The sequence below is a fragment of the Halomonas sp. SpR1 genome, assembly GCF_031010175.1.
Lineage (GTDB): Bacteria > Pseudomonadota > Gammaproteobacteria > Pseudomonadales > Halomonadaceae > Vreelandella.
In genome coordinates, this window is the sequence record NZ_JAUAMB010000003.1 from 130,548 (window position 1) to 149,547 (window position 19,000).

Annotated in this window: 19 protein-coding genes and 1 pseudogene; 13 read left to right on the top strand and 7 right to left on the bottom strand. The window is 55.9% G+C overall.

Annotation, left to right across the window (positions count from 1 at the left end):
* Positions 1–13: 13 nt before the first annotated feature.
* The gene (gene serA / locus QT231_RS03740; RefSeq protein WP_308335593.1) at positions 14–1,258 is read right to left on the bottom strand and encodes a phosphoglycerate dehydrogenase; all 1,245 of its coding nucleotides are present in this window, start codon (positions 1,256–1,258) and stop codon (positions 14–16) included.
* A gap of 237 nt (positions 1,259–1,495) precedes the next feature.
* Here serA and QT231_RS03745 point away from each other — a divergent pair, with 237 nt between their 5' ends.
* From QT231_RS03745 to QT231_RS03765, 5 genes are all read left to right on the top strand, one after another.
* Positions 1,496–1,786: an exodeoxyribonuclease VII small subunit gene (locus tag QT231_RS03745; protein WP_308335594.1), complete on the top strand. Its 291-nt coding sequence runs from the start codon at positions 1,496–1,498 to the stop codon at positions 1,784–1,786.
* Positions 1,780–2,673, top strand: a complete 894-nt coding sequence (locus QT231_RS03750) for a farnesyl diphosphate synthase (protein WP_308335595.1) — start codon at positions 1,780–1,782, stop codon at positions 2,671–2,673. The genes QT231_RS03745 and QT231_RS03750 overlap by 7 nt, the downstream gene beginning before the upstream one ends.
* A gap of 2 nt (positions 2,674–2,675) precedes the next feature.
* Positions 2,676–4,601 (top strand): 1-deoxy-D-xylulose-5-phosphate synthase, encoded by a 1,926-nt coding sequence (dxs, locus tag QT231_RS03755; RefSeq protein ID WP_308335596.1) that lies wholly within the window; start codon positions 2,676–2,678, stop codon positions 4,599–4,601.
* A gap of 32 nt (positions 4,602–4,633) precedes the next feature.
* Positions 4,634–5,398 (top strand): co-chaperone DjlA, encoded by a 765-nt coding sequence (gene djlA, locus QT231_RS03760; protein ID WP_308323902.1) that lies wholly within the window; start codon positions 4,634–4,636, stop codon positions 5,396–5,398.
* A 103-nt stretch (positions 5,399–5,501) separates the two neighbouring features.
* A complete protein-coding gene (locus tag QT231_RS03765; RefSeq protein ID WP_308335597.1) occupies positions 5,502–6,125 on the top strand; it encodes a glutathione S-transferase family protein in 624 nt (207 codons plus the stop codon).
* 72 nt (positions 6,126–6,197) lie between these two features.
* Here QT231_RS03765 and cheZ read toward each other — a convergent pair whose 3' ends face one another.
* The 5 genes from cheZ to ribA form a co-directional block, all read right to left on the bottom strand.
* Positions 6,198–6,884, bottom strand: a complete 687-nt coding sequence (gene cheZ, locus QT231_RS03770) for a protein phosphatase CheZ (RefSeq protein WP_308335598.1) — start codon at positions 6,882–6,884, stop codon at positions 6,198–6,200.
* A 279-nt stretch (positions 6,885–7,163) separates the two neighbouring features.
* On the bottom strand, positions 7,164–7,838 hold the full coding sequence (locus QT231_RS03775; RefSeq protein WP_308335599.1) for a hemolysin III family protein: 675 nt from the start codon (positions 7,836–7,838) through the stop codon (positions 7,164–7,166).
* Between the two features lie 175 nt (positions 7,839–8,013).
* Entirely contained in the window at positions 8,014–8,538 is a 525-nt protein-coding gene (locus QT231_RS03780; protein WP_308335600.1) for a hypothetical protein, read from the bottom strand.
* 22 nt (positions 8,539–8,560) lie between these two features.
* The gene (locus tag QT231_RS03785; protein WP_308335601.1) at positions 8,561–9,730 is read right to left on the bottom strand and encodes a zinc-dependent alcohol dehydrogenase; all 1,170 of its coding nucleotides are present in this window, start codon (positions 9,728–9,730) and stop codon (positions 8,561–8,563) included.
* A gap of 130 nt (positions 9,731–9,860) precedes the next feature.
* The gene (gene ribA, locus QT231_RS03790; protein WP_064235670.1) at positions 9,861–10,496 is read right to left on the bottom strand and encodes a GTP cyclohydrolase II; all 636 of its coding nucleotides are present in this window, start codon (positions 10,494–10,496) and stop codon (positions 9,861–9,863) included.
* Between the two features lie 286 nt (positions 10,497–10,782).
* Between ribA and hemE the strand changes: the two genes are divergently transcribed.
* The 7 genes from hemE (at position 10,783) to QT231_RS03825 (ending at position 17,894) form a co-directional block, all read left to right on the top strand.
* Positions 10,783–11,895, top strand: a complete 1,113-nt coding sequence (gene hemE, locus QT231_RS03795) for a uroporphyrinogen decarboxylase (RefSeq protein ID WP_308335602.1) — start codon at positions 10,783–10,785, stop codon at positions 11,893–11,895.
* Positions 11,895–12,761 carry a polyamine aminopropyltransferase gene (gene speE / locus QT231_RS03800; RefSeq protein ID WP_308335603.1) on the top strand — a complete coding sequence of 289 codons (867 nt, stop codon included), beginning with the start codon at positions 11,895–11,897 and terminating at the stop codon, positions 12,759–12,761. The genes hemE and speE overlap by 1 nt, the downstream gene beginning before the upstream one ends.
* Before the next feature lie 268 nt (positions 12,762–13,029).
* Positions 13,030–14,055: an amino acid ABC transporter substrate-binding protein gene (locus tag QT231_RS03805; protein WP_308335604.1), complete on the top strand. Its 1,026-nt coding sequence runs from the start codon at positions 13,030–13,032 to the stop codon at positions 14,053–14,055.
* A 102-nt stretch (positions 14,056–14,157) separates the two neighbouring features.
* The gene (locus tag QT231_RS03810) at positions 14,158–15,348 is read left to right on the top strand and encodes an amino acid ABC transporter permease (protein ID WP_308335605.1); all 1,191 of its coding nucleotides are present in this window, start codon (positions 14,158–14,160) and stop codon (positions 15,346–15,348) included.
* 15 nt (positions 15,349–15,363) lie between these two features.
* Positions 15,364–16,464 carry an amino acid ABC transporter permease gene (locus QT231_RS03815; protein WP_308335606.1) on the top strand — a complete coding sequence of 367 codons (1,101 nt, stop codon included), beginning with the start codon at positions 15,364–15,366 and terminating at the stop codon, positions 16,462–16,464.
* Positions 16,465–16,518: 54 nt separating this feature from the next.
* A complete protein-coding gene (locus tag QT231_RS03820) occupies positions 16,519–17,283 on the top strand; it encodes an amino acid ABC transporter ATP-binding protein (RefSeq protein ID WP_308335607.1) in 765 nt (254 codons plus the stop codon).
* Between the two features lie 212 nt (positions 17,284–17,495).
* Positions 17,496–17,894 carry a Rid family detoxifying hydrolase gene (locus QT231_RS03825; protein WP_308335608.1) on the top strand — a complete coding sequence of 133 codons (399 nt, stop codon included), beginning with the start codon at positions 17,496–17,498 and terminating at the stop codon, positions 17,892–17,894.
* Here QT231_RS03825 and QT231_RS03830 read toward each other — a convergent pair.
* Complete coding sequence (locus tag QT231_RS03830) at positions 17,891–18,355, bottom strand: histidine phosphatase family protein (RefSeq protein WP_308335609.1); 465 nt, start codon at positions 18,353–18,355, stop codon at positions 17,891–17,893. The two genes, QT231_RS03825 and QT231_RS03830, sit on opposite strands and share 4 nt — an antisense overlap.
* Between QT231_RS03830 and QT231_RS03835 the strand changes: the two are divergent.
* A pseudogene (locus QT231_RS03835) lies at positions 18,273–18,509 on the top strand (chemotaxis protein); the annotation flags it as partial. The gene QT231_RS03830 and the pseudogene QT231_RS03835 overlap by 83 nt on opposite strands.
* Positions 18,510–19,000: the final 491 nt, after the last annotated feature.

A 19,000-nucleotide genomic window follows, 5' to 3' on the forward strand; every position in this document is an offset into this window, starting at 1 on the left:
TTGACTAGCTGCTTTAGTTATTTTGCGCCGAGTAGAGCGCACGAATCTTCAGCGTGTGGTCTACTTTTTTCAACGCTTCCAGCGCCTGGGGGCCGTAGGCTTTATCCACATCGATCACCACGTAACCGACTTTCTCGTTGGTCTGCAGATACTGACCGGAGATGTTAATGCCGTTTTCAGATAACACGCGGTTGATCTGCGACAGCACGCCGGGCACGTTGTCGTGAATGTGCAGCAAACGATGCTTGTCCGGGTGAGCGGGCAGCGCCACTTCGGGGAAGTTGACCGAGGTCACGGTGGTACCGTTATCGGAGTAAGTGATCAGTTTTTCTGACACTTCGATACCGATATTCTCTTGGGCTTCCAGGGTAGAACCGCCCACGTGCGGGGTCAAAATCACGTTTTCCAGGCCACGTAACGGGCTCTGGAACTCCTCGTCGTTACCTTTCGGCTCAACCGGGAAGACATCAATTGCGGCACCGTTTAGCTTGCCTGCTTTAATGGCATCCGCCAGCGGCTCAATTTCTACTACACTGCCGCGGGCGGCATTAATCAGGATAGCGCCATCTTTCATGGCGGCAATCTCTTTCGCACCGATCATCCAACGGGTAGAGGCAAGATCCGGCACGTGCAGACTGACCACATCGGAGCGGCCCAGCAGCTCTTCAAGGCTTCCCACCTGGCTTGCATTACCCATGCCCAGCTTGGCGATGACATCATAGTAAATGACGTTAAAGCCCAGCGATTCGGCCAGTACCGAAAGCTGCGCACCGATGCTGCCGTAGCCCACGATACCCAGGGTTTTACCGCGCGCTTCGTGGGAGTTCTTGGCAGACTTCAACCAGCCGCCCTGGTGGGCGCGGGCGTTTTTCTCGGGGATACCGCGCAGCAGCATAATCGCTTCTGCCAGCACCAGCTCGGCCACCGAACGGGTGTTGGAGTACGGCGCGTTAAACACCGCGATGCCGCGGGTAAGCGCAGCGGTTAAATCGACCTGATTGGTGCCGATACAGAAACAGCCAACGCCCACCAGCTTCTCCGCTGCTTCGAACACACGCTCCGTTAGCTGGGTGCGGGAACGAATACCGATGAAGTGAACATCGCGGATCTTTTCGATCAGCGCCTCTTCATCAAGCGATGTGGGCAGGTGCTCGATATTTTCATAACCGGCGTTGTGAAAATTGTCCACCGCACTTTGGTGGACGCCCTCGAGTAGCAGGATCTTGATCTTGCTCTTGTCCAGGGACGTTTTGGCCATGGCTGAATCAACCTCTATGGTCGGCGGCATGCGCCGTGTATCGGTTCACGGGAGGCGCATATCGTAGCACAACCCGCGTCGTTCAGACCGGGTGTGAATGATGAAAAGTCTGCGTGCTGACGATGAATGAACCGCAAGTCGCGCAACAAGCTGTATTGAAGAGGGCAGACGCCGCCCCCCAGCCTCGGTGTATACTGTGGGACTATTTTAAAAATACCGGTTTGTAGGCAGCCCCCAATGAGCGACACGACACCACCCCCGCAGGACTTTGCCGCGACGGTTGAGCAACTCGAATCCATCGTTGAACGTCTTGAGTCAGGCGAGCTCTCATTGGAAGATGCACTGACCGCATTTGAACAGGGCGTGCGGCTAACCCGCGATGCCCAGCAACGCCTGGATAACGCCGAACTTAAGGTGCGGGCACTAAGTGAAGACAGTGAAGGGCGTTTAAACGTAGCGCCCTTCGCTGGCCCCGACGACCCCAAGGATGCGGCCGAGGATGAGAGCAAGGAGACGCCCCCATGGTAGCCATGCAGCCTAGCCAGCTTGCCACCCTGCGCCAGACCAGCAATGCCCGCGTAGACGCCACGCTTGCGGCGCTGTTTGATAGCCGCCCAGCGGTAGCGCCTCGGCTTGAAGCCGCTATGCGCCACGGACTACTGGCGGGTGGTAAACGCCTGCGCCCGCTATTGGTATATATGGCCGGGCATGCGCTAGGCGCGGAAGATGAGGCGCTGGACGCCCCTGCCGCCGCCATCGAGTTAATCCACGCCTACTCATTGATCCATGATGATTTACCCGCCATGGACGACGACGACCTGCGCCGTGGCCAGCCCACGGTGCATAAAGCCTTTGATGAGGCGAGTGCCATTCTCGCCGGCGATGCCCTTCAGGCGCTGGCGTTTGAAGTGCTGGTCAGCAGGGCTCATCCCCGGCTGGGCCATCTAGTGCATACCTTGGCTGCGGCCTCTGGCCGGGATGGCATGGTGGCCGGACAAGCGCTGGATTTAGACGCTGTCGGCGGCCACCCGGATGTCGACGCGCTGGCCCATATGCACGCCCATAAAACCGGCGCCCTGATCGTCGCCGCCGTGCGCCTGGGTGGCCTGGTCGCGGTCGCCGACGATGACCCGCGTTTAAAGGCGCTTACTCGCTACGCCCGCGCCATTGGACTAGCCTTTCAGATTCACGATGACATCCTGGATGTGACCGGCGACACCGTTACCCTAGGCAAAACGTCAGGTGCCGATGCCGCGCGAGCCAAGCCCACCTACCCCAGCCTGCTGGGGTTAGAGGGCGCTCAACACAAAGCGCACAGCCTGATTGACGAGGCCATTGCCGCGCTCGCCCCATTGGGCGAACGTGCCGCACCGCTGGCCGACTTAGCCCACTATATGATCGAGCGCGACCACTAAAGATGCCCATGAAGCTGTTCGACGAGATCCCCCGCGAGCGCCCAACGACGCCGCTGCTTGACTCTTTTGATCATCCCGCTGCCCTGCGGGCCATGAATGCCAAGCAACTCGACCAACTGGCCGATGAGCTGCGCGCCTACCTACTCTATAGCGTGGGCGTTTCCGGCGGCCATTTTGGCGCGGGCCTTGGCGTAGTCGAGCTCTGCGTCGCCCTACATCACGCCTTTAATACGCCCCATGACCGTTTAGTCTGGGATGTTGGCCATCAAGCGTATCCGCATAAAATTCTTACCGGCCGCCGCGAGACGATTTTAAGTATTCGCCAGCACGGTGGCCTGGCGGCGTTTCCCCGCCGCGCCGAATCCGAGTACGACACCTTCGGCGTCGGCCACTCCAGCACCTCGATTTCAGCGGCGCTAGGGATGGCGCTGGCAGCCAAGGCACAGGGCGATAAGCGCCGCGTTTGCGCGATTATCGGCGACGGTGCGCTGACCGCAGGCATGGCCTTTGAAGCCCTGGCCCACGCGGGCCACGTAGATGCCAACCTGCTGGTGATTCTTAACGACAACGAAATGTCGATTTCCGAGAACGTCGGCGGCATGGCGACCTACCTTGCCCGGGTGCTCTCCAGCAAGCCCTACCTGAAAATACGCGAAGAGAGCAAAAAAGTGCTTTCGCATCTGCCCGGCGCATTAGAGCTTGCCCGGCGCACTGAAGAGCATATGAAAGGTATGGTCAGCCCCGCTACGCTGTTTGAAGAGATGGGCTTTAACTACGTTGGCCCCATTGATGGCCACGATCTCGACGCGCTCACCGAGACGCTGGAGAACCTCCGTGATCTCGACGGCCCGCAGTTTCTGCATATCAAAACGGTGAAAGGCAAAGGCTTCCTGCCCGCCGAGGCGGATCAGATTGGCTACCACGCCATCACCAAGCTGGAAAAACCCGAAGCGTTAGCCAACGCTACAGCGGTCAAGAAACCGGTGGTTACCCCGCCACCCGCCAAGAAAAAGTACTGCAACGTGTTTGGCGACTGGGTGTGCGATATGGCGGCCACCGATCCGCGCCTAATGGGTATTACCCCCGCCATGCGCGAGGGCTCCGACCTGATTCGCTTCTCAAAAGAGTACCCGCAGCGCTATTTTGATGTGGCGATTGCCGAGCAGCACGCGGTAACGCTGGCGGCGGGGATGGCCTGCGAAGGTATGAAGCCGGTGGTGGCGATTTACTCCACCTTTCTGCAGCGCGGCTACGACCAGCTCATTCATGACGTCGCCGTGCAGAATCTGGACGTCACCTTTGCCATTGATCGCGCGGGCTTGGTGGGTGAAGACGGCCCCACCCACCACGGCAGCATGGATCTCTCCTTTCTGCGTTGCGTGCCCGGCATGGTGATTCTAGCCCCGGCGGACGAAGCCGAGTGCCGCGCCATGCTCAGCGCCGCCTATCACCACCCTGGCCCTGCTGCGGTGCGCTACCCCCGAGGCACCGGCCCTGGTGCGGAAATTCCCGCGCATCTTGAGCCACTCGCCATTGGTAAAGCGGAAGTGCGCCGCCACGCCGCCAACGACGGCGTGCGTATCGCGCTACTCGCCTTTGGCAGCCTCAACAGCGCCGCAGCGGAAGTCGCCGAAAAGTTGAACGCCACCCATGTCAATATGCGCTCCATCAAACCATTGGATCGTGATGCGGTGCTGCACGCCGCCGACGAGCACGAACTGTTGGTGACACTGGAGGAGAACGTCATTGCCGGCGGCGCGGGCAGCGCTGTCAATGAGCTGCTCCACGCCGAAGGGGTTCAGGTGGAAGTGCTCAACCTCGGTCTACCGGACGCCTTTGTGGAGCATGGCACGCCTGCGCAGTTGCTTGCCGACTGCCACCTGGATAGCGCAGGTATTGAGCAGGCTATACGCGCTCGACTTCCGTAAGCCATTATTTTTAAATTATCTTTGAGATCAATATGCTATTTCTAATTATTATCTTCGCCTTGATTGGCCTTGCGTTTGGTGGCCCGGTAGGGCTGTTGATTGGCGGTGGCCTGGGCTGGTGGCTAGGCAAACGCCTTAGCCGTCGCCTGAATATCGCGCGGATGCGCATCCAGGAAGGCTTTCTGGAGTCGATCTTCTCGGTGATGGGCTGCCTGTGCCAAGCGGATGGCAAAGTCACCGACGGCGAGCTGGACATTGCCGAAAAGCTGTTTGACCAGATGCACCTCCAGGGCGAACAGCGTGCCAAGGCACGCGCCGCTTTCGAGCGTGGCCGCGCCGATGACTTTAATCTGGATGCCGAGCTGGCCAACGTTAACCGCCTCACCCAGCGCCAGCCGGTTCTGCGTCAGGTATTTATCCAGGTTCAGCTCTCGGCTATTGCGGCTGACGGCGTGCTCCACCCCGCAGAGCACGAGATGATTCTGCGTGTTGCCCGGGGCGTAGGCTGCAGCGATGCGGAAGTTCAACAGATCGAAGCGATGCTGCACGGCGCCGCCGCCAACTCCCAGGGCGCCAGCGAAGAGGCCCTCAAAGATGCTTACCGCGTGCTTGGGGTTTCTGAAGACGCCAGCGACAGCGAGATCAAAAAAGCCTACCGCCGACTGATGAGCCAAAACCACCCGGACAAACTGGCTGGCAAAGGCCTGCCCGAAAGCATGCGTGAGGTCGCTCAAGCGCGCACCAGCGAAATCGGCAACGCTTACGAGCGGATCCGGGAGGCGCGGGGTAGCGCTTAGAGGTAGCTCTAATAGATAGCTCTAATAGATAACATCGAGATAATCGACAGCGACGTTAACGCCCGCTAAATTAAAGCATCGATTTTTTCGCCAGGAGCACGCCATGATCACGCTATACACTTTTCCCCACTCCCGCTCACTACGCGCAGCGTGGACGCTTGAGGAGCTAGGGCTGGAGTATCAGTGCCAGCACGTGGCGTTGGATAAAGGCGAGGGCCAAACGGCAGAACATTTGGCGCGCCACCCGGACGGCAAGGTGCCGGTGATTGAGGATGGTGAACTAACCCTATTTGAATCGGCGCCGATTTGCCGTTACCTGGCGGAGCAGTATGGCGATGGTACGCTGCTGCCCAGCGACCCCGCCGCTCGCGCTCAGGTCGACCAGTGGCTCAGCTTTATTGTCACGGAAATTGAGCAGCCATTATGGAATCAGGCCAAACATAAATTTGCCCTGCCCACAGATAGGCGGGTTCCCGCTATTTTACCGACCTGTGCTTGGGAGTTTCAGCGTGCGCTAAGCGCACTAGAGCGCCGCTATAACGGGCAAGAAAACCTGGTGGGTAATACCTTTACCCTCGCGGATCTGTTTTTAACCCATACCTTATCGTGGGCAATCAGCATGAAGCACCGCCTACCCGAACCGCTGATGGCCTATCGCGAACGCCACATACGACGCCCCGCGATGGCTAAGGCAATTGAGAAAGAGCAAGCAGCCGCGAAGGGTTAATCGGTCATCTAAACGCTTTCAAAGCCGTTGCTGGCAGCGCATAGCAACGGTTGTTTGCGGGTCTAAATACCCCTAAAAGCCAAGCTCATCAAGTAGATCGTCTACTTGATCCTGTCCTGTTGCCACATCTGTTTTGTCTTTACCCACCTGTGGCCCATTACGCAGTTTGGCATGTTCATCGCGATCATCTTCAAGCTTAACGCCATCGGTAACGTTGGGCACATTATCGACTAACACCTGAACAAGCTGCTCTTCGATTAGCTTGATGACTTCGATCATTTTCTTGATCACCTGGCCGGTGAGATCCTGGAAGTCCTGAGCCATCATGATTTCAAGCAGCTCTTTTTGCGTCGCCCCGGTTGCGCTGGGAAGCTTGCTGTTCAAAAAGTCCTGGGTATCCTCGACGAGTTTAGGATCGCCCTCAACCGCCGCGAGCTTGGCTGCCGCTACCTGCCAGCGCTTATTAAGCGCAGCGCCCTCTTCCTCAAGGCTGTCTTGTACGGGTTGCGCACGCTCAACGGCATTTAATGCCCGCTCTGCTGCCTGCTCGGTCATTGAAGCAACATAGTTGAGCCGGTCATTGGCATCCGGTATCGCTTGCGCCGCCTGGCTAATCTGCTGATCTAAGCCCAGCTCTTTCATGCTGTCCCGCAGCAGGCGCGTCAAGTGGCCTATGCGATGCACCATTTCATCAGTACTGTCTTTTTTGCCCAGTACCGACGGCATGGTCGTGTCGTGGGCGTTGTTAACAGTGCTCATGACAATCCTCTTGTTGGAAAATCTTGTTGAATGTCGTTTTGGGTGTGGCGATAGACATCACTATGCGAACCCGCTGTGGTTTTTCAGGCCATTCGGCGTTAAATACATTCAGGTCAGCACCTAACCCCAATACTACTTTCGGCTTAACATCCAAAAACTTAAGTTTGCGGCTTAGTTTACAGAGGGATTCTCTGACTTACAGGTATTTTTGACCCGTTAAAAAGCCATCTAATAGGTAGGCAAAGCTAAAAGGTCGTGACTCGACGTCAGGTACAAACCCTAAGCAGCCGAAACGTGAGGCAGAACGGCGCTATAAACGGCAAAGTAGTGACAGACACTGCCGCCAATCACAAACAGATGCCAGATGGCGTGGTTGTAGGGAATAGCACGCACGGCGTAGAAGATAACCCCTAGTGTGTAGGTAATCCCTCCTGCGGCAAGCAGGACGATACCGGTTTTCGATAAACTCGCCGCCATCTCGCCTGACGCCAGCACGATCATCCAGCCCATAAGCAAATAAATCGCTACGCGTAATACCGAAAAGCGTTGAGGCCATAACAATTTGCAGGCAATGCCCGCCAGCGCCAGCGTCCACACGGCCACAAATAAGATCCAGCCCGTAGTGCCGCGCATATTGACGAGTAAAAAGGGTGTGTAAGTCCCTGCGATAAGTAGATAAATCGCACAGTGATCGAGTAACTGAAAGCGCTGCTTCCAGCGCGGGTGAGGGATGCCGTGGTAAAGGGTCGAAGCGGTATACAGCAGGACAAGCGTGGTGCCGTAAAGGCTCAGACTGACAATTTTCCATGGATCGACATGGGCCGCAAAGCTCGCTGCCGCCAGCAGTACCACCATCCCCACCAGGCTGAGCACAGCCCCGATACCGTGGGTGATACTGTGCAGGCGCTCTTCTTCAAGACTGAACTCATCAAGCACTGGGTCGGTGTCGTTCATATAAGCGTCCTTCAACTAGTCTCCTTTCCTGATAGTCTATTCAAGCAATATAATAATGACATTTCATCGTGTGACGTTTTTTACGGTAGTTTTTCATACAGAAATATAAAAACCGAACCCAGATTCGTTACCAGGTTCGGCTGAATCTTCGCCTGAGTCACTTTCTCGCATCCAGTTATAGGGTGGGAGAAGGCAAGGCATCCTTCATGTCGGCGGGCACATCAAAATCCAGTGCGGCGCCCCGCGCGCTATCCAGCCCCTGGGGAAAACCGCTGCGATGGCTGTAGTCGGGAGTAACACCGCCCTGATAGGCATGCCGTTTGCTCAAAGCCTTGGCGCAAGCGCAATCGATTGCGGTGAGAATACCCACGGCAGTTAATGCCAGGTACACGTTCTCTTTCTTTGTGTTGCGCTCATCATTCAAGGCATAGGTGAGCACGGCAAGATCGATTACGTCGCCTCCCAAGCGGCTCCATATAGCGGGAGTGGGGTTATCCGAAAGCGCACCGATACCACTCATTATTCCTCTTACCCCACAGGCACGCATGCCGTTTTCACTGCCTTCCATACCAAGCTGTTGGGTAATTTTACCGGGCGCTAACAATTGATAAAGTCCAACCCCAAGGCTTAGCCAGCCAAGCCCCCGGGCAAGCTTGTCTGATGGGCTTAGCGATTGGGTCATGTCTGATTGATTATGCATACTTACCTCCTTGTCGGTTTGTTCAAGGTTTGAGGATCACCTTGACGCACCCATCCTGTTTATCGCGGAAGGTTTTATACATTTCGGGGCCTTGATCCAGCCCCACCGAATGCGTGATAACAAACGAGGGGTCGATCTGGCCTTCATCAATACGACGCAGCAGATCATCAGTCCAACGATTAACGTGTGTTTGGCCGGTGCGAACGGTCAACCCTTTGTTCATTAACGCGCCCATGGGGATCTTATCGACTAGGCCGCCGTAGACGCCGGGAATTGATAGCACCCCAGCGGGACGACATACGTAGATCATCTCGCGCAGTACATGGGCACGATCGCTCTCCATCAGCATGGCTTGCTTTACGCGATCGTAAATAGAGTCCAGTGATCGCGTGGAATGCGCTTCGAGACCCACCGCATCAATACATTTTTCCGGCCCTTTACCATTGGTCAGGTCTTGCAGCCGCCCAAGGACGCTCTCCTGATCAAAGTTGATGGTGATAGCCCCGCCCGCCTCTGCCATGGAGAGCCGCTCGGGAACGTTATCGATGACCACCACTTGTTTTGCACCTAAAAGTACAGCGCTGCGAACACAAAACTGACCTACGGGGCCAGCGCCCCAGACCACCACCGTATCGGTAGGTTGAATGTCGCACTGTACCGCCGCCTGCCAACCAGTGGGAAAGATGTCACCAAGGAATAGCACTTGTTCATCGGTGAGGGTGCTGGGCACTTTAATGTGCGTGGTATCGGCAAAAGGTACGCGAACGAACTCTGCCTGACCACCCGCGTATCCGCCAGTGAGATGAGAGTAGCCAAACAACCCTGCGCCACCATGGCCAAACACCTTATCGGCCAAGTCTTTATTACGGTTAGAGCGCTCACAAACCGAATAGTTACCGCGCTGGCACTGCTCGCATTCACCGCAGAAGATGGTGAAGGGAACCACTACCCGATCACCCACCTTTAGATTCTTTACTTCGCTTCCAACCTCCATCACTTCGCCCATGAACTCATGTCCAAGGACATCGCCTGACTGCATACCGGGTATGAAATGATCGTAAAGATGGAGATCGGAGCCGCAGATAGCACAGCTACTGACGTTAATAATAGCATCGCGGGGATGCTCAATTTCCGGATCCGGCACGGTATCGTACCGAACGTCGTTTTTGCCGTGCCAACATAGCGCTTTCATCGTCGCCTCTCCTTAAACGTTTTATCCGTCATTAGCATCCCGCTACGTATCAACATAGCTCAGATGGCGGAGTAAAAAGGTTAAAAAAAAGCAAAGTTTGCGACAGCGTTACCTCTTTAACCTAGGGTTCTCACCCCTTACGCTCAATATCCACATCGCTGGCGTGGGTAAAATCATCCAACGCCATCATATGACCGAGCTTGCCCGCTTTGGTTGAGAGGTACTGTTCGTTATGAGGATTCAGACCGGTGGTGATCGGCAGCCGTTCGACGACATTCACACCATCACGGGTGAGGGCATCCACCTTACGCGGGTTGTTGGTCATTAATCGCAGTGACGTAATGCCTAGATGGTTGAGCATTGGCACGCACAGGTCGTAGCGACGCATGTCGGCGCCAAAACCAAGCTGCTCGTTAGCCTCGACCGTATCAGCACCCTGATCCTGCAGGTGATAGGCGCGAATCTTGTTTAGCAAGCCAATACCGCGCCCCTCTTGGCGCAGATAAAACAGGACGCCGCGGCCCTCTTCGGCGATGCGTTTAAGCGCTTCCTGAAGCTGGTAGCCGCAGTCGCAGCGCATGGAAAATAGCGCATCACCGGTTAAACACTCGGAGTGCACCCGCCCCAATACCGGCTCGTCGCCGGTCACATCACCCAGCGTTAGGGCGATATGATCCTTGCCAGTGGCCTCATCTTCGAAGCCATGCATAGTAAATGTTGCCCAGGGCGTGGGCAGCCGGGAAGCGGCAATGAAGCGAATGGTCACAGGTTACCTCGCTGATTGACCAAACCAGTTAACCACACCAGTGTTGGCAAAGTGGGCCAGTATTCTAACAGGAAGCGGCGCACGCCTCACGTTGGCGGAGACGCTAAAATCGGCTAATTAAACGAGAAAAATTGATCGGGTGCGACGATTTTGCCACTTCGTACGCCGCCCTAGCGCTTATCTTCAAGTACAATTGCACGCATACGTTCCCAAGTACGCCTGAACATGCAGTTCTCAGTACCTATCTCAAGTACGATACGGGCAAATTTCTTAAGAGCAAGTGTCTATGACTTCCACACCGTTGCAAAATGATCGATTCCTTCGCGCGCTCGCGCGTAAGCCCGTTGACCGTACCCCGGTATGGATGATGCGCCAAGCGGGCCGCTACCTGCCGGAATACCGCGCCCGTCGAGCCGATGCAGGCAGCTTTATGGATCTATGCCGTAACCATGACCTGGCCTGCGAAGTCACCCTACAGCCCTTGGAGCGCTACCCACTCGATGCTGCCATCCTTTTTTCGGATATTTTAACCATTCCGGATGCCATGGGTCTTGGGCTCTATTTTGAAACCGGCGAAGGCCCCAAGTTTCGTAAAACCGTGCGCACCCAGGAAGAGGTTGCCGCGTTAGGTGTGCCCGACGCAGAACGCGATCTGGATTACGTAATGCGTGCGGTGTCGACCATTCGTCGCGAATTGAATGGCCGTATGCCACTGATTGGTTTCTCTGGCAGCCCCTGGACGCTAGCGACGTATATGGTCGAAGGCGGTTCCAGCAAGGATTTCCGCCACCTGAAAACCATGCTCTATGATACGCCAGACACCATGCATCAACTGCTGGATACCCTGGCCCACGCGGTGACTGACTACCTGAACGCGCAGATTCGTGCGGGCGCTCAAGCGGTGCAGATTTTTGATACCTGGGGCGGCGCGTTGTCTACGCCCGCGTATCTGGAATTCTCGCTGCGCTATATGGAACAGATTGTCTCTGGTCTGATCCGCGAGCACGATGGACGCCGCGTACCGGTGATCCTGTTCACTAAAAACGGCGGCCAGTGGCTTGAACATATCGCCTGTGCCGGTGCCGATGCGCTGGGTATAGACTGGTCTACTGAGCTTTCCGATGCCCGTGCCCGCGTTGGCCACAAGGTCGCACTGCAGGGTAACCTCGACCCCAACGTGCTGTTTGCCCGTCCCTCGGCTATCCGCGCCGAAGTGGCCCGAGTACTGGAGAGCTACGGCCACGGCCCTGGCCACGTGTTTAACCTGGGCCACGGTATCAGTCAGTTTACCAACCCCGACAACGTCACCGCCTTTATGGAGGCGCTGCACGAGTTAAGCCCGCAGTATCACCGCGATATTCCGATGCACACAAATGCACAGCACTCAGGAGCCAATTGATGAGCGATTTACGCGACGACCAGTGGTTTACCGAAGTCTTTAATAGCCACGGTAGCGCCTTCTCACTGAAGATCTCTGAAAAGCTGCTGGATGTGCAGAGCGAGTACCAGCACCTGGAGGTTTACGCCACCGAGACCTACGGCAACCTGATGGTGCTGGATGGCTGCGTGATGCTGACCGATCGCGACAACTTTCTTTATCACGAGATGATCGCTCACCCGGCGCTGTTTACCCACCAAGATCCCAAGCGAGTGGTCATTATCGGTGGTGGCGACTGCGGCACCTTAAAAGAGGTGCTGCGTCACCCCGGTGTTGAAAAAGTAACTCAGATTGATATCGACGAAGAGGTCACGAAAGCGTCTGAGCGCTTCTTTCCATCACTGGTTGAATCGAATAGCGATGCCCGCGCCGAGCTACTGTTCGCCGATGGCGTGAAATGGGTAGACGATGCACCGGATGAGAGCATCGATGTGCTGATTATCGACTCCACCGACCCGGTTGGGCCTGCTGAAGGATTGTTTAAAACCGACTTTCTAAAGCGCTGCCACCGCATTTTAAAAGACGGCGGCGTAATAGTGCAGCAGAGCGAGTCACCGCTGTATCACAGCGGTTCGATCATCCGTGAGCTGCGTAACGACATGCAGGAAGCCGGTTTTGATAGCGTCGCCACGCTGCCGTTCCCCCAGCCAGTGTACCCGTCAGGCTGGTGGAGCGTGACGTTGGCAGGTAAGGCCATCGACGTTAATGCCTTTCGCGAGCAGGCGGCGGCAAGCCACGCACTACCGCTTGAATACTACAGTGTCGAAGCCCATCGCGGCGCACTCGCGCTACCGCCGTTTATGCGCAGGGCTTTCACGGCCAAGTAACTTCTACCCATCGCCTTATTTTTGTCACCTTTTGCCTCGCGCTGCTCTACAACGGTGCAATGCGAGGCGTTAGGTAACTTTTTTTGCATCTAGACGTTCGTCTCTAATTCGTTGAGTAGCGTTGAAAAGCGCTGAATTAACGCATATACCCTCGTTGGCATCTTCCTTGCTAGGTTTAGTTACATGCTACGGCATGCACAACTAATTCAAACATTGATTTCAATAACTGATTTCAATAGCTGATTTCAATAACTTCGAGGGAAACTAAATGCTCAATAAAAAACACCTAGTGCTGCTGGCATCTGCTGGCTCACTCAGCCTGGCGGGAATAGCAACTGCTCAAGCCGATACCCTGGAAGATACCATTGAGCGTGGCGCCGTTCAGTGCGGTGTGAGTGATGGTCTGCCGGGCTTCTCAGCGCCGGATGACGACGGTAACTGGCAGGGCCTGGACGTTGATGTTTGCCGCGCAGTAGCGGCAGCGGTACTCGGCGATGCAGACGCGGTTAACTACATTTCTCTCAATGCGGTAGAGCGCTTCACTGCACTACAGTCTGGCGAAGTTGATGTACTTTCACGCAACACCACCTGGACAACGACCCGTGACACCACTCTGGGCCTAAACTTCACCGGCGTTAACTTTTACGACGGTCAGGGCTTCATGGTCTCTCGCGATCTGGGCATTACCGGTGCCGATGAGCTCGACGGTGCATCCATCTGTATTCAATCGGGTACCACTACCGAGCTGAATCTGGCTGACTATTTCCGTGCTAACGGCATGGAATTCAACCCGATCGTATTTGATACCTCTGAGCAAACCGTGGGTGGCTATCAGGCTGGCCGCTGTGACGTTCTGACCTCCGATACCTCTCAGCTGGCCGCACTACGTATTCAGCTAGACGATCCCTCAGCCTCAATGATTCTGTCTGAGGTGATCTCCAAAGAGCCGCTGGGCCCTGTGGTTCGTCAGGGCGACGACACTTGGTTCAACATCGTGAAATGGTCGCTGTTTGCGATGATTAACGCTGAAGAGTACGGCGTGACCAGCGAAAACGCTGAAGAGATGCTCAACTCTGACAACCCCGATGTTGCTCGCCTGCTAGGCCAAGACGGCAACTACGGCGAGGGCATGGGTCTTGAAGCAGACTGGGCTTACAACATTATTAGCCAAGTAGGTAACTACGCTGAAAGCTTCGAACGGAACGTGGGTATGGACTCTCCGCTGGAAATTGAGCGCGGTGTCAACGCCCTGTGGAACGACGGTGGCTTCCAGTACGCTCCCCCGATTCGCTAAGCGTCTCGCTTGACCCCGGCCCGCCGCCCTCTTCACAGGTTTCTGTTAAAAGGGAATAGGCGGGCCATCTGATTGACCTTCCGTATCGCGGAGACGCCACCCATGTCTGTAAGACCTAACGCTCGCCCCGTCGGCCAAAAGCCGCCGTTTTGGCGAGACCGCGCCAAGCGCGCACTTATTTTTCAGCTCATTTTAGTCGCCGTTGTTGCGGCTTTCCTGATCTATATTATCGGCAATACCCAAGCCAACCTGAATGCCCGCGGCATCACGACCGGCTTTGGCTTCCTGGGCAACACAGCCGGCTTTGGTATTGGTCAAACTTTAATCGAGTACTCCTCCCAGAGCACCTACGGCCGTACCTTTGTGATCGGTTTGCTCAATACGCTGCTGGTCGGAGGCTTGGGGGTGTTAGCTGCCTCGATTATTGGTTTTATCGTCGGTATTGCACGGCTATCGCCCAATTGGCTGATTGCTAAGTTAGCCAACGCTTATATCGAAACCTTTCGTAACATCCCGCTGCTGCTGCAAATTTTCTTCTGGTACTTCGCAGTACTACGCTCACTTCCCAGTGCCAGAGATAGCATGGCGTTTGGTGAAGCCATTTTCCTGAACGTTCGCGGGCTCTACCTGCCTCAACCGTTGTTCGAATCAGGTTTTGGGCTAATTCCCGCTACCTTTGTGGTAGCCATCATTGCCAGCATTGCCCTGGTCATTTGGAACAAGCGCCGCCACGAGGCCACCGGGAAGCGCCTGCCGGTTTTCTGGATGTCGCTGGTGATTATTTTTGGCCTGCCATTGCTGGTATTGGTGGCCACCGGTGTCCCGGTCACTTGGGAAATGCCGGTACTGCGCGGCTTTAACTTCGGCGGTGGCGTTACCATCATTCCCGAATTTTTGGCCCTGTGGCTGGCGCTGTCTATCTATACCGCCTCGTTTATTGCCGAAATCGTTCGCTCGGGCATCCAGGCCATTCCACACGGCCAAACGGAAGCCGCCCAGGCATTGAGTTTGCCGCGCAAGTTAGTCTTACGTTTGGTAGTGATTCCCCAAGCAATGCGCGTCATCATTCCACCGCTCACTAGCCAATATCTTAATCTGATTAAAAACTCCTCCTTGGCCACCGCCATCGGCTACCCCGATCTCGTTTCGGTTTTCGCCGGTACCACGCTCAACCAGACCGGTCAGGCAATCGAAGTGATTGCCATGACCATGGCGGTTTATCTAATCATCAGCTTGCTGGTGTCCATGTTCATGAACTGGTTCAACGCTCGCGTTGCACTGGTAGAACGCTAGGCCGGAGGCGACCCCATGATTCACAATAAAGAAACCATACCTCAGCAGCCGGCCCCGAAAGGCACCATTGGCCCTGTAGCCTGGCTACGCGGCAATCTGTTCAACGGCCCCGTCAATAGCATCTTTACGCTATTAGGCCTGTATGTGCTGTATCTACTCGTGGTGCCAACCATTCAATGGGCGTTCATTGACGCCGATTGGGTGGGCGATAGCCGTGAAGACTGCTCACGCGTGGGTGCCTGCTGGGTATTCGTCAACGCGCGGTTTTCCCAGTTTATGTATGGCCTTTACCCCAGCGAGGAGTATTGGCGCGCCAATATCGTGTTTGCCATGTTCGCGGCCATTATTGCCTGGATGGTGATCCCACGCCTGCCGTTTAAGCGTTGGATGGCACTGTTTGCACTGCTGGTTTTCCCGGTGATCGCCTACGTGCTGCTGCATGGCGGCTACTTTGATCTACCACGTGTGTCGACCCACCGCTGGGGCGGTCTGATGCTGACCCTGCTACTGGCCACGGTGGGCATGGTAGGGGCACTACCGATTGGTATTGTGTTAGCGCTCGGGCGACGTTCGAACATGCCCATCGTCAAGACCTTCTGCGTGATTTTTATCGAGTTCTGGCGCGGCGTGCCGCTGATCACCATTCTGTTTATGGCCTCGGTGATGCTACCGCTGTTCCTGCCTTCAGAACTCAGCGTGGATCGCCTGGTACGCGCGTTGATTGGCCTGACGCTATTCCAAAGCGCCTATATGGCGGAGGTGATTCGCGGTGGCTTGCAGGCGATACCCAAAGGCCAGGACGAGGCCGCTGCGGCGCTAGGAATGACCTACTGGAAGCGCATGGGGCTCATCGTCATGCCCCAGGCGCTGAAAATGATGATTCCCGGTATCGTCAATACGTTTATCTCGCTGTTTAAAGACACCACCCTGGTGATGATCATCGGGCTGTTTGACCTGTTGGGCATTGTGCAAGCGGCGCTTGCCGACTCGCGCTGGCTGGGCTTCTCAATCGAGGGGTATGTATTTGCCGCGTTCATCTTCTGGATTTTCTGTTTCAGCATGTCGCGCTATAGCCAGTACCTGGAACGCAAGCTCAATACCGGCCATAAGCAATAGGCTTATTCACAACGCTTCATGCCGCTTTCTTTCGATTTTGAGTAGGATTTCAACATGACACAAGCAGCCACCAATAACGCGTCTGAACTGATGGTTGAGATGCGCAACGTCAACAAATGGTATGGCGATTTTCACGTACTGCGGGACATCTACCTTGAAGTAAAGCGCGGCGAGCGGATTGTCGTTTGTGGCCCTTCGGGCTCCGGCAAGTCAACGCTGATTCGCTGCATCAACCACCTTGAAGAACACCAGAAAGGTGAGATTGTGGTGGGCGGTCTACCGCTGACCCAAGACGTCAAGCGTATTGAGCAGATTCGCCGCAGCGTCGGCATGGTGTTCCAGCATTTCAATCTGTTCCCGCATTTATCAGTGCTGGAAAACTGCTGCATCGCGCCGATGTGGGTGCAAAAAAAGCCGCGCAAAGAGGCCGAAGCGCTGGCCATGGAGTACCTTGAGCGGGTGCGCATTGCCGAGCAGGCCACTAAGTATCCAGGACAGCTTTCAGGCGGCCAGCAGCAGCGCGTGGCGATTGCCCGCTCACTGTGTATGCACCCCGATGTGATGCTGTTTGACGAGCCCACGTCTGCCCTTGATCCCGAGATGATCAAGGAAGTGCTGGACGTTATGGTCGAGCTGGCGGAAGAGGGCATGACGATGATCTGTGTCACCCACGAAATGGGCTTCGCCAAAAAGGTGGCTGACAGAGTGATCTTTATGGATCAAGGGCAAATCATTGAAGAGAACGCGCCAGAACCGTTCTTCAATAACCCGCAGTCGGAGCGTACTCAGCTGTTCCTGAGCCAGATTCTGGGGCATTAATCCACAGCGGCAGCGACAAGGCGGCTGTGGATTAATACACCATCATGGGCCTCGCTTGAGGCCCATGATGGTTAAGTGGCTTAAAAAATAGCGAACCACTCACCTGTCATCGCGAGCGTAGCGCGGCGATCTTGGGGTTAGCCTGCCACTACACACAGGATTGCTTCGTCGCAGGCTCCTCGCAACGACATGATTCAAAAAAGGATAACAACATGATTGAAAAGCTGTTTATAGATCGCGCCCCTCAGCCGATTGCGCCCTTCTCCCATGCCTGCCGCGTCGGTGATCTGGTATTTATCACCGGGCAAATGCCAACGGTGCCTGAGACCAACGAAATGCTATTGGGCACGTTTACCGAACAGACACACCGAGTCATGCAGAACCTGGCCATTGTGCTTGAAGAAGTGGGCAGCGCATTTGAGTACGTGGTGCAGTCACGGGTGTTTATTACCAATATGGGCCACTTCGATGAAGTCAATAAGGTCTACGCCAGCTACTTCCCCCAGCCGCTGCCCACGCGCACCTGCATTGGCGTGACCGGCCTAGCAGGCGGTGCCGATGTGGAAGTCGATATGATTGCCTGGATACCGCCTGCGAAAGACGCCACCTAGCCACCTACCTGAGTAATACTGGCTGGCAGTAACGCCGTCTGTTCGCGGTGCTGGGTAAGCGGTTTATTAGCCAGCGCCGTGAGCAGAATTTGCAGCGGATCACCATGGCTGACGATCAGCAGTGTCTCGCCACGGTGCTCTCTCTCGAATGCGTCGATGACGGCCTTCATCCTGGCCGCCACGGACTGCAGGGACTCGACCTGAAACGCGCTGTGCTCGTCGCCCATGGCATCCAGGGCCCATACGTTCGGGTAGTGTTCATCGCCGAGCCCCTCCAGTGCCCCGAACTGGCGCTCGCGCAGCCGTTCGTCCGGTGTCATGGTGAGTCCTAGCGCATCGGCTACCCGTCCCGCTGTCTGGGTCGTGCGCAACGCCATGGACAACATTGCCTCGGGCGGCCAGGATCTATCGCGACGCACCGACAACGCCGCCGCCAGCCTGCAACAGACCTCCGCATCCATCGAGGAGATTACCAGTAACGTGCAGCACACGGCATTCTCGGCCAAGGAAGCCAACAAGCTCTCCCAATCGGCATCGGCGGTGGCGAATCAGGGCGGTGACGTGGTGTCCAGCGTGGTGGTCACCATGGAGGAGATCACCAGCGCTTCTGAAAAGGACGCTGCAGGCCCCGCGCACGCATCCAGGCTTCTAGGCTTAGTTACACTGTCAAGCGCTTGACAAATAACACCGGGTTACTTTCAAGATCAACGCAGTTTCAACTTTTTAATCTTCAAGATGCGCCGCACAAAGCCGATAACCTGATAAGCAGTGTCAATACTGACGGCTGGCACACTTTGATTGGCCGATACGGTAGCGCCGCCATGCCAAGACTCCACTGCTTGGCCCGCCCTATCGACGCTACTACCAACCTGAGAACCCCGGCGGGCCGCTGATGCACAGGTATCGCGCCTTATGGTGGCCTGGAGCGGCCAACGTCGTAGCGGCTTAGTCGCGCCGAAAGTCGGCCTGACACAATTGTTTGCTTCTATGCTGTAGGGGAACGCACTACGTTTAGATTATAAAACTAAATCGCCTGACCACTTCACTCTTCGATTGGTAGCGCTCCTGCTACGTGACCGATTGGCTACTTAGCGGCTCTAGCTCGC

Coding starts and splice junctions, on each gene's coding strand:
- hemE (WP_308335602.1), top strand. CDS start 10,783: ATGACTTCCACACCGTTGCAAAATGATCGATTCCTTCGCGCGCTCGCG.
- djlA (WP_308323902.1), top strand. CDS start 4,634: ATGCTATTTCTAATTATTATCTTCGCCTTGATTGGCCTTGCGTTTGGT.
- dxs (WP_308335596.1), top strand. CDS start 2,676: ATGCCCATGAAGCTGTTCGACGAGATCCCCCGCGAGCGCCCAACGACG.
- QT231_RS03745 (WP_308335594.1), top strand. CDS start 1,496: ATGAGCGACACGACACCACCCCCGCAGGACTTTGCCGCGACGGTTGAG.
- serA (WP_308335593.1), bottom strand. CDS start 1,258: ATGGCCAAAACGTCCCTGGACAAGAGCAAGATCAAGATCCTGCTACTC.
- QT231_RS03810 (WP_308335605.1), top strand. CDS start 14,158: ATGTCTGTAAGACCTAACGCTCGCCCCGTCGGCCAAAAGCCGCCGTTT.
- QT231_RS03765 (WP_308335597.1), top strand. CDS start 5,502: ATGATCACGCTATACACTTTTCCCCACTCCCGCTCACTACGCGCAGCG.
- cheZ (WP_308335598.1), bottom strand. CDS start 6,884: ATGAGCACTGTTAACAACGCCCACGACACGACCATGCCGTCGGTACTG.
- QT231_RS03775 (WP_308335599.1), bottom strand. CDS start 7,838: ATGAACGACACCGACCCAGTGCTTGATGAGTTCAGTCTTGAAGAAGAG.
- QT231_RS03805 (WP_308335604.1), top strand. CDS start 13,030: ATGCTCAATAAAAAACACCTAGTGCTGCTGGCATCTGCTGGCTCACTC.
- QT231_RS03825 (WP_308335608.1), top strand. CDS start 17,496: ATGATTGAAAAGCTGTTTATAGATCGCGCCCCTCAGCCGATTGCGCCC.
- QT231_RS03815 (WP_308335606.1), top strand. CDS start 15,364: ATGATTCACAATAAAGAAACCATACCTCAGCAGCCGGCCCCGAAAGGC.
- QT231_RS03785 (WP_308335601.1), bottom strand. CDS start 9,730: ATGAAAGCGCTATGTTGGCACGGCAAAAACGACGTTCGGTACGATACC.
- speE (WP_308335603.1), top strand. CDS start 11,895: ATGAGCGATTTACGCGACGACCAGTGGTTTACCGAAGTCTTTAATAGC.
- QT231_RS03830 (WP_308335609.1), bottom strand. CDS start 18,355: ATGGATGCGGAGGTCTGTTGCAGGCTGGCGGCGGCGTTGTCGGTGCGT.
- QT231_RS03780 (WP_308335600.1), bottom strand. CDS start 8,538: ATGCATAATCAATCAGACATGACCCAATCGCTAAGCCCATCAGACAAG.
- QT231_RS03820 (WP_308335607.1), top strand. CDS start 16,519: ATGACACAAGCAGCCACCAATAACGCGTCTGAACTGATGGTTGAGATG.
- QT231_RS03750 (WP_308335595.1), top strand. CDS start 1,780: ATGGTAGCCATGCAGCCTAGCCAGCTTGCCACCCTGCGCCAGACCAGC.